Below are 15,165 nucleotides of genomic sequence, written 5' to 3' on the forward strand. Positions count from 1 at the left end.
TAGCTACGTATCAGATAGAGAATACAAAAAGCGGCGCCAATGGGCACCGCTTATCGTTAGTTTACATGATAGTCGCGTTGGACTACCGAGCGCTTAGGCGCGTTGCGGTGGCGCTGCGCTACCACGGACAACAAGCTTAGTTTCTAGTAAGCGTGAACCTGAATGAACGTCATGACCTTTAAGTAGTTCAAGCATCATAAGCATCGCTTGGCGGCCAATTTCATAACGAGGTTGAGAAATGGTCGTTAACGGTGGATCGCAGTATTGAGCAAAGTTGATATCATCGAAACCAACCACTGACAGATCTTGCGGAACGCGCAGACCGAGTCGTTTCGCTTCTTGGATTGCGCCGATTGCCATGGTGTCGCAGTGGCAGAAAATCGCAGTTGGTGGCTCTGGAAGTTCTAGCAACTTACGTACAGCTTTCGCGCCGCCGTCAAAAGAAAACTCAGTGATAACGCTGTATTGTGGGTCTTTACTGATCCCCGCGCGACGCAAGGCTTGTTGATAACCTTGCTGGCGGAACTGGCACAATACCGCTGTGTCTGGCCCTGAAATTTGTGCTATGCGTTTATGGCCAAGTTGAGTTAGGTAATTGACCGCTTCAAAAGCAGACGTTAGGTTGTCAATGTGCACGGTTGGTAATTCTAGCTCTGGCGCAAACTCACAAGCCATGACCATTGGTGGCAGGTTTTTCTGTTCTGGCTTGCTGACATCAAATGGCAGGTCGGTGCCAAGCAGTAACATGCCATCGGCTTGTTTGGTGAACACTAGATTCACAAATGAGCTTTCACGCTTTTTCTGCTGGCCGCTGTCACCGAGCAGTACGAGGTAGCCATGTTCCATAGCTGCGTCTTCGATACCACGAATGATTTCAGAAAAGTAAGGATCACAGATGTCAGGAACGATGGTAACAATCGTTTTTGATTCGTTTCTACGTAGATTACGCGCTAATGAATTTGGAGAATAGCCCGCTTCAAGCACGGCATCTTCGACTCTTTTTCTTGTTGAAGAAGAGACTTTTTCTGGATTCATTAATGCTCGAGATACCGTAGCTGTCGACACTCCCGCAAGCTGGGCAACATCCTTCATTGTCGCCATAGTGTTTAACCTCTCAAATTTTTGCCAAGATGACGTTATTCCCTGTCAGAAGTCGTAGGTTTTTATCACTGGTAATCAGTGCCTATCTAATCACGTTGTTAGTGGTTATTTTTAGGGAGTAGGCGATAAAGCATCGCTTGGCTACTGCTTCAAATTTTGGGAATAGTCATTGTTTTAATCTAAGCCTATGGGGTAAACCCACTTTAGACTTTGCTAATTTGGATAGTCTATTCATTTCTATCGGGAAAGTTACGGTCTGTTTAACAAAAATTGCAATCTCGATGTGAGTTTCATCACATTAAAAGGTAATTCATTACATAGTTAAACGTTTGCTAGCTGAGATCTTGTGGTTCTATGTCTAAATTCCAGCGAACTTTTTTGGAATTAGGCAACAACTCAATAGCAGGTTTGGCACTGGTTAATAACTTTTGCATTAATGAACGGTGCTGGGTTTGGAGTAACAGCTGCCAACGGTATTTGCCTGCGCGTTTGGCGAGAGGCGATGGTGTTGGACCAAGCACCATGCAGGTGTCGTCAAATAAAGGGTGCGATTCTAAGGTAAAGCGAACTTGACGCAGAAAATCTTCTACGATCTCGCTCTGATTCGCTTCGGCTTTAAATAGAGTAAGGAAACTGTACGGTGGCAACTGCGCCAGTTTACGTTCCTCTAATGCCGTCATAGCGAAGTGTCGGTAGTCCTTTTCCAATAAGGCTTGCAACAAACTGTGCTCAGGATGGTGAGTCTGCAAAACCACTTCCCCCGGCTTACTTGCACGTCCGGCTCGCCCTGCGACCTGAATGAATAGCTGCGCTAATCTTTCGGAGGCGCGAAAGTCGCTACTATATAGAGAGCCATCAACATCTAGCAAGGCGACGAGCGTTACATTGGGGAAATGGTGTCCCTTAGCCAACATTTGAGTGCCAATCAAAATTTGATATTCACCCTTACGGATGGATTCCAACGCGTCTTCTAAGCTGCCTTTTCGGCGCGTGCTATCCCTGTCGATACGGATGGCTTTGTATTCGGGGAACAGTTGTGCCAATTGTTGTTCTAACTGTTCGGTACCGACACCAACGGTAACCAGTTGAGTTGAACCACAGCCCTGACACTGATGAATCACTGGTTGCTGTGAACCACAATGGTGGCAGCGAATCTCATTGCTGTATTGGTGGAAGGTGTAATAAGCATCACAACGTTTGCATTCGGCAATCCAACCACATTCATGGCACATGAGAGCAGGGGAGAAACCACGACGGTTAAGAAACAGCATCACCTGATTGCCTGCTTTAAGGTGTTTGCGCATTTCCGCAATCAATGGGGCAGATAAACCACTTTCTAAATACTGACCTTTAACGTCGAGCACTTTATTAGTAGTAGGAACCGCAGAGCCTGCGCGTTGGGTCAGGGTTAAATGGTGATACTTGCCTGATAAGGCATTGTGCAATGTCTCCAGTGCAGGTGTAGCTGAGCCCAGAACAATCGGAACTTGTTCTTTATGGGCGCGCATTACAGCAACATCGCGTGCATGATAACGCAAGCTATCTTGCTGTTTGTAAGAGGTGTCATGTTCCTCGTCCACAATGATAATCCCGAGATCAGCAAAAGGCGCGAGTAGGGCAGAGCGTGTGCCGATAATGATTCCGGCCGCTTTGTCGCGTGCAGAAAGCCACGCATTCAGACGCTCCGTCTCGTTTAATCCGGAGTGGATAACGTCAACTGGCACATTAAAACGGCGTTTAAAGCGGTTGATGGTTTGTGGTGTTAAGCCAATCTCTGGTACTAAAACCAAAGCTTGTTTACCTTTCTCTAAGACCGGCTTGATCAGGTTAAGGTACACTTCTGTCTTACCTGAGCCCGTGACGCCTTCTAATAAATAGCAGGCAAAACCTGTTTGGCTATTTACACTCGCAATAGCCAGCGCTTGTTCGTGGTTGAGCTTGGGCTTCTCGACGTCGCATTCAACGTGCTGTCCCCACTGGGTGATTGCAGGCTTCTTCTCGATACGTTCAATCCAGCCTTTATCTTCTAAAGACTTTAGTACAGTTGAGGCTATCTCTTGGTCGACAAATTCCTGGTGAGGCAAAGCGCCGTTAACCAACATTTGCAAGACCTTCTGTTGTTTGATCGCTCGACGATCAAGCCCTTGCATCAGCTTGTCTTTACCGGATTCGGTAATTTGCCACTCTTGTAGCGTCGCAAAATCTGCAGGCTTTCCTTTACGCAGAGCTGCTGGCATCGCATTGTGTAGCGTATCTCCAAGTGGGTATTGGTAGAACTGACTGCACCAAATCAGCAACGAATAAAGCTTTTCAGGCCATACCGGCTGAGAATCAAGAACTGCTTTGATTGGCTTGAGTTGATCTTTGGGAAAGTCCGAGTGATTAACCATCGCGGTGACGATGCCAACTAACGTTTGACGTCCAAAAGGTACGGATACGCGCCCGCCAATGATAGGAAACAGGTGTCCTGGGATGGCATAGTCAAATTGTTTGTCGAGAGGTACGGGCAGTGCCACTCTAGCAATGGATGGACGCATAGATTCGTAGCTATATAAAAGAAGAAAGGACTGTAGAGTTTATTAAAATCGTCCCAGGAATACGAGTCAACCTACGGAGTGTGTTCGGAAATATACTAATATCACCGGATTGGTGAAAAAAGTGGCGAAAAAATTGCCATACGTATTGATCCTATCTAGGGGATTCATTACTATATCGCGCCTTGAGATATGGCTTCAGCAATTGGTTGGTGCGGTATCCCATTTTATTATTAATTGCGTGTGGTGTGCGGCTTAGATTCGTATAGCGACACGGCCTACTATTGAGGTTATCCCATGAAAGCTGGTATCCACCCAGAATACAAAGCAGTAAACGCTACTTGTTCTTGCGGCAACTCTTTCGAGTTCAACTCTACTCTAGGTAAAGAGTCTATCCACCTAGACGTATGTGACAAGTGTCACCCATTCTACACTGGTAAGCAACGTATCGTTGATACAGGCGGCCGTGTTGATCGCTTCAACAAGCGTTTCGGTGCACTATCAAGCGGTAAGAAATAATAGCAACTGCTATTACGATTACAGTTTAGAAAAGGACGCTTCGGCGTCCTTTTTGTTTATGACCCATTTTGCAGGTGACCATAAAACAGCAAGTTAAAAATAGTTTCGATTATTTTTCATTCAGCCCTTGCAACCTAAAGTGTGATCTGTATAATGCGTCGCACTGGTTAAGCCAGTTGTGAACCAATGAGCAGTGAGGAGCTAACTTCCTTTTAGGACGGTTAGGTAATGTAGACTCAGCTTATGTTCGCGGTTAATACAATTAGCTATCTTTTCTTCGGAAAAACTATCCCCAAAGGTGACTTTGGCACGTAGGGATTGTTAATCGAAAATTAACTGACAATGCGTCCTAATCTTGGATGCTACGGTTTCACATAAATCAATCGGCATTCTCTCGTCTTGACGAGTTTGAGTGGCGATATTGTTTGTGTAATTTTTAAAATTGGAGCTCTGTCTCATGCAGAACCAACGTATCCGTATCCGCCTAAAAGCTTTCGATTACAAACTAATCGATGCTTCTACAGCGGAAATCGTTGAAACAGCTAAGCGCACTGGCGCACAGGTTCGTGGTCCAATCCCACTACCAACTCGTAAAGAGCGTTTCACAGTTCTTATCTCTCCACACGTTAACAAGAAAGCACGTGACCAGTACGAAATCCGTACTCACAAGCGTCTAATCGACATCGTTGAGCCAACAGACAAAACTGTTGATGCTCTAATGCGTCTAGACCTTGCTGCGGGCGTTGACGTTCAAATTAGCCTAGGTTAAGGGAGATTAGAAGTATGATTGGTCTAATCGGTCGTAAAGTGGGCATGACCCGCGTATTTACTGAAGAAGGCGTTTCTATCCCAGTAACTGTTGTTGAAGTTGAAGCTAACCGTGTTTCTCAAGTGAAAACTCTTGAAACTGATGGCTACGCTGCAATTCAGGTTACAGCTGGTTCTAAGAAAGCTAACCGCGTAAACAAAGCTGAAGCAGGTCACTTTGCTAAAGCTGGCGTTGAAGCTGGTCGCGGTCTTTGGGAATTCCGTTTAGAAAACGGCGAAGAGTTCGAAGTTGGTGCTGAACTAACTGTTGAACTATTCAACGAAACTAAGAAAGTAGACGTTACTGGTACATCTAAGGGTAAAGGTTTCCAAGGCGCTGTTAAGCGTTGGAACTTCCGTACTCAAGATATGACTCACGGTAACTCATTGTCTCACCGTGCTCCTGGTTCTATCGGTCAATGTCAGACTCCAGGTCGCGTATTTAAAGGCAAGAAAATGGCAGGTCACATGGGTGCTGAGCGTGTAACGACTCAAAACCTAGAGATCGTACGTGTTGACGCTGAGCGCAACCTGCTTCTTATTAAAGGTGCAGTCCCAGGCGCAACTGGCGGCAACGTGATCGTTAAACCAGCTGTTAAAGCATAACGTCTCAGGAGTAAGTAATGGAACTAATGGTTAAAGGTGCTGATGCACTAACTGTTTCCGAAACTACTTTCGGACGTGAGTTTAACGAAGCTCTTGTACACCAAGTAGTTGTTGCGTACGCAGCAGGTGCTCGTCAAGGTACACGTGCTCAAAAAACACGTTCAGAAGTATCTGGCGGTGGCGCTAAGCCATGGCGTCAAAAAGGTACTGGTCGCGCTCGCGCTGGTACAATTCGTAGCCCAATCTGGCGTACAGGTGGTGTTACTTTTGCTGCGAAACCACAAGATCACAGCCAAAAAGTAAACAAAAAAATGTACCGCGGTGCTATGAAGAGCATTCTTTCTGAGCTTGTTCGTCAAGAGCGTCTAATCGTTGTTGATAACTTCTCAGTTGAAGCACCAAAGACTAAAGAGCTAGTTGCTAAGCTGAAAGAGCTTGAGCTAACTGACGCTCTAATCGTGACTAGCGAAGTAGATGAGAATCTATTCCTAGCTGCTCGTAACCTATACAAAGTTGACGCACGTGATGTTGCTGGTATCGATCCAGTATCTCTAATCGCGTTTGACAAAGTTGTAATGACTGCAGAAGCAGTTAAGCAAGTAGAGGAAATGCTAGCATGATCACTGAAGAGCGTATCCTAAAAGTTCTACGTGCACCGCACATCTCTGAAAAAGCAACTATGGCAGCTGAGAAAGCGAACACTATCGTTTTCAAAGTAGCTAAAGATGCAACTAAAAAAGAGATCAAAGCAGCTGTAGAAAAGCTATTTGAAGTTGAAGTTAAGTCTGTAAATACTCTTATCACTAAGGGTAAGACCAAACGTCAAGGTCTACGCCAAGGTCGCCGCAGCGACGTTAAGAAAGCGTACGTTACTTTGAAAGAAGGTCAAGATCTTGACTTTGTTGGCGGCGCGGAATAACAGGAGTAGTTAAAAATGGCTATTGTTAAATGTAAGCCGACTTCCCCTGGTCGTCGTCACGTTGTTAAAGTTGTTAACGCTGACCTACACAAGGGCAAGCCATACGCACCTCTTCTAGAGAAAAACTCTAAGAATGGCGGTCGTAACAACAACGGTCGTATCACAGTACGTCACATCGGCGGTGGTCACAAGCATCACTACCGTGTAATTGACTTCAAACGTACTAAAGACGGTATCCCAGCGACAGTTGAGCGTCTAGAATACGATCCAAACCGTAGCGCAAACATTGCTCTAGTTCTTTACAAAGACGGTGAGCGTCGCTACATCCTAGCACCTAAAGGTGTTGTAGCTGGTGATGTTATTCAGTCTGGTGTTGATGCACCAATCAAAGCTGGTAACACTCTACCAATGCGTAACATCCCAGTAGGTTCAACTGTACACAATGTTGAACTTAAACCTGGTAAAGGTGGTCAGCTAGCTCGTTCGGCTGGTGCTTACGCTCAAATCGTTGCTCGCGACGGTGCGTACGTAACTATCCGTCTACGTTCTGGCGAAATGCGCAAAGTTCTTTCTGAAGGCCGTGCAACAATCGGTGAAGTTGGTAACTCTGAGCACATGCTACGCGAACTTGGTAAAGCTGGTGCTTCACGCTGGCGCGGCGTACGTCCAACCGTACGTGGTGTAGTAATGAACCCGGTTGATCACCCACACGGTGGTGGTGAAGGTCGTACTTCTGGTGGCCGTCATCCAGTATCTCCTTGGGGTATGCCAACTAAAGGCTTCAAGACTCGTAAGAACAAACGCACTGACAAGTACATCGTACGTCGTCGTAACAAGTAATCTATATAAAGAGGAATCGCCATGCCACGTTCTCTCAAGAAAGGTCCTTTTATTGACCTACACTTGCTGAAGAAGGTAGAGAAAGCGGTGGAAAGCGGAGACAAAAAGCCTATTAAGACTTGGTCCCGTCGTTCAATGATCATCCCTACGATGATCGGTTTGACCATCGCTGTCCATAATGGTCGTCAGCACGTACCAGTATTTGTAACTGATGAAATGATCGGTCACAAACTGGGTGAATTCGCACCAACACGTACTTACCGCGGTCACGCTGCGGATAAGAAAGCTAAGAAGCGCTAAGGAGTAGATAATGGAAGCAATTGCTAAACATAACTTTGCTCGCATTTCGCCTCAGAAAGCTCGCTTAGTTGCGGATCTAATCCGTGGTAAATCTGTTGACCAAGCTCTAGAAATCCTAACGTTCAGCAACAAAAAAGCTGCTGCACTAGTTAAGAAAGTTCTAGAGTCTGCTATCGCTAACGCGGAGCACAACGAAGGTGCAGATATTGACGATCTGAATGTCGCAAAAATCTTTGTAGATGAAGGCCCAACCATGAAGCGTATTATGCCTCGTGCTAAAGGTCGTGCGGATCGTATCTTGAAGCGTTCAAGCCACATCACTGTTGTTGTAGCAGATCGCTAGAGACTAGGAGAGTAAGCAATGGGTCAAAAAGTACATCCAAATGGTATTCGTCTAGGCATCGTTAAGCCTTGGAATGCTACATGGTTTGCTAACACCAAAGATTTCGCTGACAACCTAGACGGCGACTTCAAGGTACGTCAGTTCCTTACAAGTGAACTGAAAAAAGCGTCTCTATCACGCATCGTTATCGAGCGTCCTGCTAAGAGCATCCGTGTGACTATTCACACTGCTCGTCCAGGCGTTGTTATCGGTAAGAAAGGTGAAGACGTTGAGAAGCTACGCGCAGCTGTAGCTAAAATTGCAGGTGTACCAGCGCAAATTAACATCGCTGAAGTACGTAAGCCTGAACTAGATGCGCAACTTGTTGGTGACAGCATCGCGTCTCAGCTAGAGCGTCGTGTTATGTTCCGTCGTGCTATGAAGCGCGCAGTACAAAACGCTATGCGTCTAGGCGCTAAAGGTATCAAAGTGGAAGTAAGCGGTCGTCTAGGCGGCGCTGAAATCGCACGTTCAGAGTGGTACCGTGAAGGCCGTGTGCCTCTACACACTCTACGTGCTGACATTGATTACGCAACTTCTTCGGCTCACACTCAATACGGTGTGATCGGCATTAAAACTTGGATCTTCAAAGGTGAAATCCTAGGTGGTATGCCAGCAGCTAACGCTGTAGAGCCTAAAGGCGACAAGCCTAAGAAGCAGCGTAAAGGCCGTAAGTAAGGAGTCGACAGATGCTACAACCTAAACGTACTAAGTTCCGTAAGGTTCAGACTGGTCGTAACCGTGGTCTAGCTAAAGGTACTGATGTAAGCTTCGGCGAATTCGGTCTTAAAGCTGTTGGCCGTGGTCGTCTAACTGCTCGTCAAATCGAAGCGGCACGTCGTGCAATGACACGTCACGTTAAGCGTCAAGGTAAAATCTGGATCCGTGTGTTCCCAGACAAACCAATCACAGAAAAACCACTAGAAGTTCGTCAAGGTAAGGGTAAAGGTAACGTTGAGTACTGGGTAGCCCAAATCCAACCTGGTAAGGTTATGTACGAAATGGGTGGTGTACCTGAAGAATTGGCACGTGAAGCGTTCCGTCTAGCGGCACGTAAACTGCCTTTCAAAACTACATTTGTAACTAAGCAGGTGATGTGATGAAAGCACAAGATCTACGCGAGAAAAGCGTTGAAGAGCTTAACGCTGAGCTAATGAATTTGCTACGTGAACAGTTCAACTTGCGCATGCAAGCTGCAACTGGTCAACTACAGCAAACTCATACTCTGAAAGCTGTACGCCGTGATATCGCACGTGTGAAAACTGTTTTGACTGAGAAGGCAGGCGCATAATGAGCGAAGTAAAACGTACTCAACAAGGTCGTGTTGTTAGCGACAAGATGGACAAGTCTATCACTGTTGCAATCGAACGTTTCGTAAAACACCCAATTTACGGTAAGTTCGTTAAACGTACGACTAAAGTACACGCACATGACGAAAACAACGAGTGTGGCATTGGCGACACTGTTGAAATCGCAGAGTGTCGTCCACTGTCTAAGACTAAGTCTTGGACTTTGGTGAAAGTTGTAGAAAAGGCGAAGATGTAATCTTCACTCTTCTATGATAAGAAACGGCTCCAAAAATATTTTTGGAGCCGTTTATTTTTTGACTACCCAATCACAGAAAAGGGTGGTACAATTCGCGTCCCTTATAAAGAGGCAGCCCGACCCGTGATGGGTCTAGTTATTAATATTTAGCGGAGCACTAACATGATCCAAATGCAAAGTATGCTGGACGCAGCTGATAACTCAGGCGCACGCAGCGTAATGTGTATTAAGGTTCTGGGTGGCTCACACCGCCGTTATGCACATATCGGTGACGTCATCAAAGTTACTGTTAAGGAAGCAATTCCTCGCGGTAAAGTTAAAAAAGGTGACGTTATGAAGGCGGTTGTAGTGCGCACCCGTAAAGGCGTACGTCGTCCTGACGGTTCTGTCATTCGCTTCGACCGAAATGCTTGCGTACTGTTGAATAACACTACTGAGCAACCAATCGGTACACGTATCTTTGGTCCTGTGACACGCGAACTTCGTGGCGATAAGTTCATGAAGATCGTTTCACTGGCTCCAGAAGTTCTGTAAGGAGCACGTAGAAATGGCAGCTAAAATCCGTCGTAATGACGAAGTAATCGTTCTTGCTGGTAAAGACAAAGGCAAGAAAGGTAAAGTAACTAAGGTCCTAGCAACTGGTAAAGTTATCGTTGAAGGTATCAACCTTGTTAAGAAACACCAGAAACCTGTTCCTGCACTAGGTATCCAAGGCGGTATCGTAGAGCAAGAAGCAGCAATCGATGTTTCTAACGTGGCTATCTTTAATGCAGCTACTGGTAAAGCTGACCGTATCGGTTTCCGTTTTGAAGACGGCAAAAAAGTTCGTTTCTTCAAGTCTAACGGCGAAACCGTTTCTAACTAATAGAAGTAATTTGGAGTTCTACTATGGCGAAACTGCATGATTACTACAAGTCGTCTGTAGTCGCTGAACTGACCAAACAGTTCAGTTACACAAGCGTCATGCAAGTCCCTAGAATCGAGAAAATCACCCTAAACATGGGTGTTGGTGAAGCAATCAACGATAAGAAACTGCTAGAAAACGCAGCATCTGATATGGCAACGATCTCTGGTCAAAAGCCACTTATCACTAAAGCGCGTAAATCTGTTGCAGGTTTCAAAATCCGTGAAGGCTACCCTATCGGTTGTAAAGTAACCTTGCGTGGCGAACGTATGTGGGATTTTCTTGAGCGTTTGATTAACATCGCTCTTCCACGTGTACGTGACTTCCGTGGTGTTAGCGCTAAGTCTTTTGACGGTCGCGGTAACTACAGCATGGGCGTTCGCGAGCAAATCATCTTCCCGGAAATCGACTTTGATAAAGTTGATCGTGTACGCGGTCTAGACATCACTATTACGACGTCTGCTGGTACTGATGAGGAAGGCCGTGCTCTGCTGGCTGCCTTTAACTTCCCATTCCGTAAGTAAGGTGAAGGGTTACTGTTATGGCTAAACAATCAATGAAAGCACGTGAAGCTAAACGTGCAAAGCTAGTAGCTAAGTTCGCTGAAAAGCGTGCAGCGCTAAAAGCTATCATCAGCGATGTAAACGCATCTGAAGAAGATCGTTGGAACGCAGTTCTTACACTGCAATCTCTTCCACGTGATTCAAGTGCATCACGTCAGCGCAACCGTTGTAACCAAACTGGTCGTCCACACGGTTACCTACGTAAGTTCGGTCTAAGCCGTATTAAGGTTCGTGAAGCTTGCATGAAAGGCGAGATTCCGGGTCTTCGTAAGGCTAGCTGGTAATTGCCACTTAATCATTTGGAGTAAATCATATGAGCATGCAAGATCCGATTTCGGATATGCTGACCCGCGTTCGTAACGGTCAGGCAGCAAACAAAGTTGCTGTTAAAATGCCTTCTTCAAAGCTTAAAGTTGCAATTGCTGCACTACTAAAAGCTGAAGGTTACATCGTTGACTTCGCTGTTGAAGGCGAAGCAAAACCTGAGCTAGAAGTAACTCTTAAGTACTTCCAAGCTAAACCAGTAATCGAGCAACTTAAACGTGTTTCTCGTCCAGGTCTACGTGTTTACAAGAAGAAAGATGAACTTCCTTCTGTAATGGGTGGTCTTGGTATTGCTATCGTTTCTACTTCCAAGGGTCTTATGTCAGACCGCGCTGCACGTAAAGCAGGTCTTGGTGGTGAAATCATCTGCTACGTAGCTTAATAGGAGTAGAATATGTCTCGTGTTGCTAAAGCACCTGTCGCTATTCCAGCTGGCGTAGAGGTGAAACTAAACGGCCAAGAAATCACTGTAAAAGGTGCTAAAGGCGAACTAACTCGCGTACTAAACGACGCTGTAGTTATCGCTCAGGAAGAAAACAACCTAACTTTCGGTCCTAAAGAAGGTGTTGCTAACGCTTGGGCACAAGCAGGTACTGCTCGTGCACTAGTTAACAACATGGTTGTTGGTGTTACTGAAGGCTTTACTAAGAAGCTAACTCTTAAAGGTGTTGGTTACCGTGCTGCTATCAAAGGCAACGCTGTAGGTCTAACACTAGGCTTCTCACACCCAGTTGAGCACGAGTTGCCAGCGGGTATCAAAGCTGAATGTCCAAGCCAAACTGAAATCGTGATTACTGGTTGTGACAAACAACTAGTTGGTCAAGTTGCGGCTGACATTCGTTCTTACCGTCAACCTGAGCCTTACAAAGGTAAAGGTGTTCGTTACGCAGATGAAAATGTGCGTACTAAAGAAGCTAAGAAGAAGTAAGGTAACACTATGGATAAGAAAGCATCTCGCATCCGTCGTGCTACACGCGCACGTCGTAAGATTGCAGAACTGGGTGCGACTCGCCTAGTTGTACACCGTACTCCTCGTCACGTGTACGCACAGGTTATCGCGGCTAACGGCTCTGAGGTTATCGCAGCAGCTTCTACTGTAGAAAAAGCGATCCGTGAGCAAGTGAAATACACTGGTAACGTTGATGCAGCTAAAGCAGTAGGTAAAGCTGTTGCAGAACGCGCTCTTGAAAAAGGCGTAACTGCAGTTGCATTTGATCGTTCTGGTTTCCAATACCACGGTCGAGTAGCGGCGCTAGCAGAATCTGCTCGCGAAGCTGGTCTGAAATTCTAAGGTAGGGTTGGAAGATGGCTAAAGAACAACAAGTTCAAGCGAATGATTTGCAAGAAAAGCTAATCGCAGTTAACCGTGTTTCTAAAACGGTTAAAGGCGGTCGAATCATGAGCTTCACTGCACTAACAGTAGTTGGTGACGGTAATGGTCGTGTAGGTTTCGGTTACGGCAAAGCTCGTGAAGTACCTGCAGCGATCCAAAAAGCAATGGAAAAAGCGCGTCGTAACATGACTACGATCGCTCTAAACGAAGGCACTCTTCACCACCCAGTGAAAGGTCGCCACTCGGGCTCTAAAGTTTACATGCAGCCTGCAGCAGAAGGTACTGGTGTTATCGCAGGTGGTGCGATGCGTGCAGTACTAGAAGTTGCTGGTGTACACAACGTACTATCTAAAGCATACGGTTCAACGAACCCTATCAACATCGTTCGTGCAACGATCGATGCACTAGGTAGCATGAAGTCGCCAGAAATGGTTGCTGCTAAACGTGGTCTAACTGTTGAAGCTATTTCGGAGTAAGAACACCATGGCAACTATTAAAGTAACTCAAACTAAAAGCTCAATTGGCCGCCTACCAAAGCACAAAGCTACTTTGCGTGGTCTAGGTCTTCGTAAAATCAACCACACAGTAGAACTTGAAGATACTCCGTGCGTACGCGGTATGATCAACAAGGTTTACTACATGGTTAAAGTTGAGGAGTAATCAGAATGCGTTTGAATACTCTTGCACCGGCTGCTGGCTCTAAACATGCTCCTAAGCGTGTAGGCCGTGGTATCGGTTCTGGCCTAGGTAAAACTGGTGGCCGTGGTCACAAAGGTCAAAAATCACGTTCTGGCGGTAAAGTTCGTCCAGGTTTCGAAGGCGGTCAGATGCCTCTGAAACAACGTCTACCAAAATTCGGTTTCACTTCTCGTAAGAGCCTAGTGTCTGCTGAAGTTCGTCTAGCTGAGCTAGCGAAAGTTTCTGGTGACGTGGTTGATCTAAACAGCCTTAAAGCTGCTAACATCATCACTAAGAACATCGAATTCGTTAAAGTTGTTCTTTCTGGTGAAATTAACAAAGCAGTGACTGTTAAAGGTCTACGTGTGACTAAAGGCGCTAAAGCTGCAATCGAAGCTGCAGGCGGTAAAATCGAGGAATAATCTCGAGGAACGAGGTACAGATGGCTAAGAAACCAGGACAAGATTTTCGTAGTGCTCAGAGCGGCTTAAGTGAACTAAAGTCGCGCTTGTTATTCGTAATTGGTGCACTTTTAGTATTCCGAGCCGGCTCTTTTGTGCCGATTCCTGGTATTGACGCTGCTGTACTTGCCGATTTGTTCGAACAGCAAAAAGGTACCATCGTTGAAATGTTTAACATGTTTTCCGGTGGTGCTCTTGAGCGTGCATCTATATTAGCATTGGGCATCATGCCGTATATTTCGGCATCTATTGTTGTCCAATTGCTAACTGTAGTTCATCCAGCGTTAGCTGAACTCAAAAAAGAGGGTGAAGCAGGCCGTCGTAAGATCAGCCAATACACACGCTACGGCACGCTTGTACTTGCAACCTTCCAGGCTATAGGTATCGCAACAGGCTTACCAAACATGGTCGACAATCTGGTTGTTATCAACCAAACCATGTTTACGCTAATTGCTACCGTAAGTTTAGTAACCGGCACCATGTTCCTAATGTGGTTAGGTGAACAAATTACAGAGCGTGGAATTGGTAACGGTATTTCGTTACTAATTTTTGCAGGTATTGTTGCTGGATTGCCTTCTGCAATCGGTCAAACAATCGAGCAAGCGCGTCAAGGTGAATTGCATGTACTTCTTCTGTTGCTAATCGCGGTATTAGCTTTTGCAGTAATTTACTTCGTTGTTTTCATGGAACGTGGTCAGCGTCGAATCGTCGTTAACTACGCGAAGCGTCAACAAGGTCGTAAAGTATTTGCTGCACAAAGTTCTCACTTGCCACTTAAAATTAATATGGCAGGTGTTATTCCAGCGATTTTCGCATCAAGCATTATCCTGTTCCCAGGAACACTGGCTCAGTGGTTTGGTCAGAATGGTGAGAGCAGCGCGTTCGGTTGGTTAACTGACGTGTCTTTGGCTCTTAGCCCAGGTCAGCCATTGTATGTAATGCTATATGCAGCAGCAATTATCTTCTTCTGTTTCTTCTACACGGCGTTGGTTTTCAACCCGCGTGAAACAGCAGATAACTTGAAGAAGTCTGGTGCATTCGTACCCGGTATCCGCCCAGGTGAGCAGACAGCGAAGTACATCGATAAAGTAATGACACGTCTTACCCTTGCTGGTGCACTGTACATTACCTTTATCTGTCTGATTCCCGAGTTCATGATGGTCGCGTGGAACGTACGTTTCTACTTCGGCGGTACATCACTACTAATCGTAGTTGTTGTAATTATGGACTTTATGGCACAGGTACAGACTCATCTGATGTCTCAACAGTATGATTCTGTGTTGAAGAAAGCGAATCTGAAAGGCTACGGCCGTTAATCCGGCGGTAGACTCAGTTTCATTTACGGAGTT

The 15,165-nt window shown here is 45.8% G+C and carries 25 protein-coding genes; 23 read left to right on the top strand and 2 right to left on the bottom strand.

Features of this window, described 5'->3' with window-relative positions; translation table 11 throughout:
* Nucleotides 1-93 precede the first annotated feature (93 nt).
* Together cytR and priA are read right to left on the bottom strand one after the other, a co-directional pair.
* Entirely contained in the window at nucleotides 94-1,140 is a 1,047-nt protein-coding gene (gene cytR / locus UF05_RS20720) for a DNA-binding transcriptional regulator CytR (RefSeq protein WP_254894148.1), read from the bottom strand.
* Nucleotides 1,141-1,433: 293 nt separating this feature from the next.
* Nucleotides 1,434-3,638 (bottom strand): primosomal protein N', encoded by a 2,205-nt coding sequence (gene priA / locus UF05_RS20725; RefSeq protein ID WP_025509504.1) that lies wholly within the window; start codon nucleotides 3,636-3,638, stop codon nucleotides 1,434-1,436.
* 294 nt (nucleotides 3,639-3,932) lie between these two features.
* Here priA and rpmE point away from each other — a divergent pair, with 294 nt between their 5' ends.
* The 23 genes from rpmE (at nucleotide 3,933) to secY (ending at nucleotide 15,132) form a co-directional block, all read left to right on the top strand.
* Entirely contained in the window at nucleotides 3,933-4,154 is a 222-nt protein-coding gene (rpmE, locus tag UF05_RS20730; RefSeq protein WP_005457203.1) for a 50S ribosomal protein L31, read from the top strand.
* A gap of 457 nt (nucleotides 4,155-4,611) precedes the next feature.
* Complete coding sequence (gene rpsJ / locus UF05_RS20735; protein ID WP_004410492.1) at nucleotides 4,612-4,923, top strand: 30S ribosomal protein S10; 312 nt, start codon at nucleotides 4,612-4,614, stop codon at nucleotides 4,921-4,923.
* Nucleotides 4,924-4,937: 14 nt separating this feature from the next.
* Complete coding sequence (gene rplC / locus UF05_RS20740; protein WP_005456132.1) at nucleotides 4,938-5,567, top strand: 50S ribosomal protein L3; 630 nt, start codon at nucleotides 4,938-4,940, stop codon at nucleotides 5,565-5,567.
* 17 nt (nucleotides 5,568-5,584) lie between these two features.
* Nucleotides 5,585-6,187, top strand: a complete 603-nt coding sequence (gene rplD, locus UF05_RS20745; RefSeq protein ID WP_005379556.1) for a 50S ribosomal protein L4 — start codon at nucleotides 5,585-5,587, stop codon at nucleotides 6,185-6,187.
* The gene (rplW, locus tag UF05_RS20750) at nucleotides 6,184-6,486 is read left to right on the top strand and encodes a 50S ribosomal protein L23 (protein ID WP_004398471.1); all 303 of its coding nucleotides are present in this window, start codon (nucleotides 6,184-6,186) and stop codon (nucleotides 6,484-6,486) included. Before rplD ends, rplW begins: the two co-directional genes overlap by 4 nt.
* Nucleotides 6,487-6,501: 15 nt before the next feature.
* On the top strand, nucleotides 6,502-7,326 hold the full coding sequence (gene rplB, locus UF05_RS20755; protein WP_005489461.1) for a 50S ribosomal protein L2: 825 nt from the start codon (nucleotides 6,502-6,504) through the stop codon (nucleotides 7,324-7,326).
* Nucleotides 7,327-7,347: 21 nt separating this feature from the next.
* Nucleotides 7,348-7,626 carry a 30S ribosomal protein S19 gene (gene rpsS, locus UF05_RS20760; RefSeq protein ID WP_004394525.1) on the top strand — a complete coding sequence of 93 codons (279 nt, stop codon included), beginning with the start codon at nucleotides 7,348-7,350 and terminating at the stop codon, nucleotides 7,624-7,626.
* A 10-nt stretch (nucleotides 7,627-7,636) separates the two neighbouring features.
* Nucleotides 7,637-7,969 (top strand): 50S ribosomal protein L22, encoded by a 333-nt coding sequence (rplV, locus tag UF05_RS20765; protein ID WP_005383164.1) that lies wholly within the window; start codon nucleotides 7,637-7,639, stop codon nucleotides 7,967-7,969.
* A gap of 18 nt (nucleotides 7,970-7,987) precedes the next feature.
* Nucleotides 7,988-8,686, top strand: coding sequence for a 30S ribosomal protein S3 (rpsC, locus tag UF05_RS20770; RefSeq protein ID WP_005383161.1), 699 nt, complete (start codon nucleotides 7,988-7,990; stop codon nucleotides 8,684-8,686).
* 11 nt (nucleotides 8,687-8,697) lie between these two features.
* Nucleotides 8,698-9,108 (top strand): 50S ribosomal protein L16, encoded by a 411-nt coding sequence (gene rplP / locus UF05_RS20775; protein WP_005379577.1) that lies wholly within the window; start codon nucleotides 8,698-8,700, stop codon nucleotides 9,106-9,108.
* Complete coding sequence (gene rpmC / locus UF05_RS20780) at nucleotides 9,108-9,299, top strand: 50S ribosomal protein L29 (RefSeq protein WP_005379576.1); 192 nt, start codon at nucleotides 9,108-9,110, stop codon at nucleotides 9,297-9,299. Before rplP ends, rpmC begins: the two co-directional genes overlap by 1 nt.
* Nucleotides 9,299-9,553, top strand: a complete 255-nt coding sequence (rpsQ, locus tag UF05_RS20785; protein WP_005461671.1) for a 30S ribosomal protein S17 — start codon at nucleotides 9,299-9,301, stop codon at nucleotides 9,551-9,553. The genes rpmC and rpsQ overlap by 1 nt, the downstream gene beginning before the upstream one ends.
* A 162-nt stretch (nucleotides 9,554-9,715) precedes the next feature.
* On the top strand, nucleotides 9,716-10,087 hold the full coding sequence (gene rplN / locus UF05_RS20790; protein ID WP_005489425.1) for a 50S ribosomal protein L14: 372 nt from the start codon (nucleotides 9,716-9,718) through the stop codon (nucleotides 10,085-10,087).
* 13 nt (nucleotides 10,088-10,100) lie between these two features.
* On the top strand, nucleotides 10,101-10,418 hold the full coding sequence (gene rplX / locus UF05_RS20795; protein WP_005455662.1) for a 50S ribosomal protein L24: 318 nt from the start codon (nucleotides 10,101-10,103) through the stop codon (nucleotides 10,416-10,418).
* A gap of 23 nt (nucleotides 10,419-10,441) precedes the next feature.
* Nucleotides 10,442-10,981, top strand: a complete 540-nt coding sequence (gene rplE, locus UF05_RS20800) for a 50S ribosomal protein L5 (RefSeq protein ID WP_005455660.1) — start codon at nucleotides 10,442-10,444, stop codon at nucleotides 10,979-10,981.
* 17 nt (nucleotides 10,982-10,998) lie between these two features.
* A complete protein-coding gene (gene rpsN / locus UF05_RS20805; RefSeq protein ID WP_005455658.1) occupies nucleotides 10,999-11,304 on the top strand; it encodes a 30S ribosomal protein S14 in 306 nt (101 codons plus the stop codon).
* Nucleotides 11,305-11,333: 29 nt separating this feature from the next.
* Nucleotides 11,334-11,726 (top strand): 30S ribosomal protein S8, encoded by a 393-nt coding sequence (gene rpsH, locus UF05_RS20810; RefSeq protein ID WP_005455656.1) that lies wholly within the window; start codon nucleotides 11,334-11,336, stop codon nucleotides 11,724-11,726.
* A 12-nt stretch (nucleotides 11,727-11,738) separates the two neighbouring features.
* Nucleotides 11,739-12,272: a 50S ribosomal protein L6 gene (gene rplF, locus UF05_RS20815; protein ID WP_005455654.1), complete on the top strand. Its 534-nt coding sequence runs from the start codon at nucleotides 11,739-11,741 to the stop codon at nucleotides 12,270-12,272.
* A 9-nt stretch (nucleotides 12,273-12,281) separates the two neighbouring features.
* On the top strand, nucleotides 12,282-12,635 hold the full coding sequence (rplR, locus tag UF05_RS20820; RefSeq protein WP_005435088.1) for a 50S ribosomal protein L18: 354 nt from the start codon (nucleotides 12,282-12,284) through the stop codon (nucleotides 12,633-12,635).
* 14 nt (nucleotides 12,636-12,649) lie between these two features.
* Nucleotides 12,650-13,153: a 30S ribosomal protein S5 gene (gene rpsE, locus UF05_RS20825; RefSeq protein WP_005435090.1), complete on the top strand. Its 504-nt coding sequence runs from the start codon at nucleotides 12,650-12,652 to the stop codon at nucleotides 13,151-13,153.
* 7 nt (nucleotides 13,154-13,160) lie between these two features.
* The gene (rpmD, locus tag UF05_RS20830; RefSeq protein ID WP_000201159.1) at nucleotides 13,161-13,337 is read left to right on the top strand and encodes a 50S ribosomal protein L30; all 177 of its coding nucleotides are present in this window, start codon (nucleotides 13,161-13,163) and stop codon (nucleotides 13,335-13,337) included.
* 5 nt (nucleotides 13,338-13,342) lie between these two features.
* Nucleotides 13,343-13,777, top strand: coding sequence for a 50S ribosomal protein L15 (rplO, locus tag UF05_RS20835; protein WP_005450562.1), 435 nt, complete (start codon nucleotides 13,343-13,345; stop codon nucleotides 13,775-13,777).
* Between the two features lie 20 nt (nucleotides 13,778-13,797).
* Entirely contained in the window at nucleotides 13,798-15,132 is a 1,335-nt protein-coding gene (secY, locus tag UF05_RS20840) for a preprotein translocase subunit SecY (protein WP_005481401.1), read from the top strand.
* The last annotated feature ends 33 nt before the right edge of the window (nucleotides 15,133-15,165 follow it).

It is taken from the genome of Vibrio sp. S457-15 (genome assembly GCF_000960545.1).
Taxonomy (GTDB): domain Bacteria; phylum Pseudomonadota; class Gammaproteobacteria; order Enterobacterales; family Vibrionaceae; genus Vibrio; species Vibrio parahaemolyticus.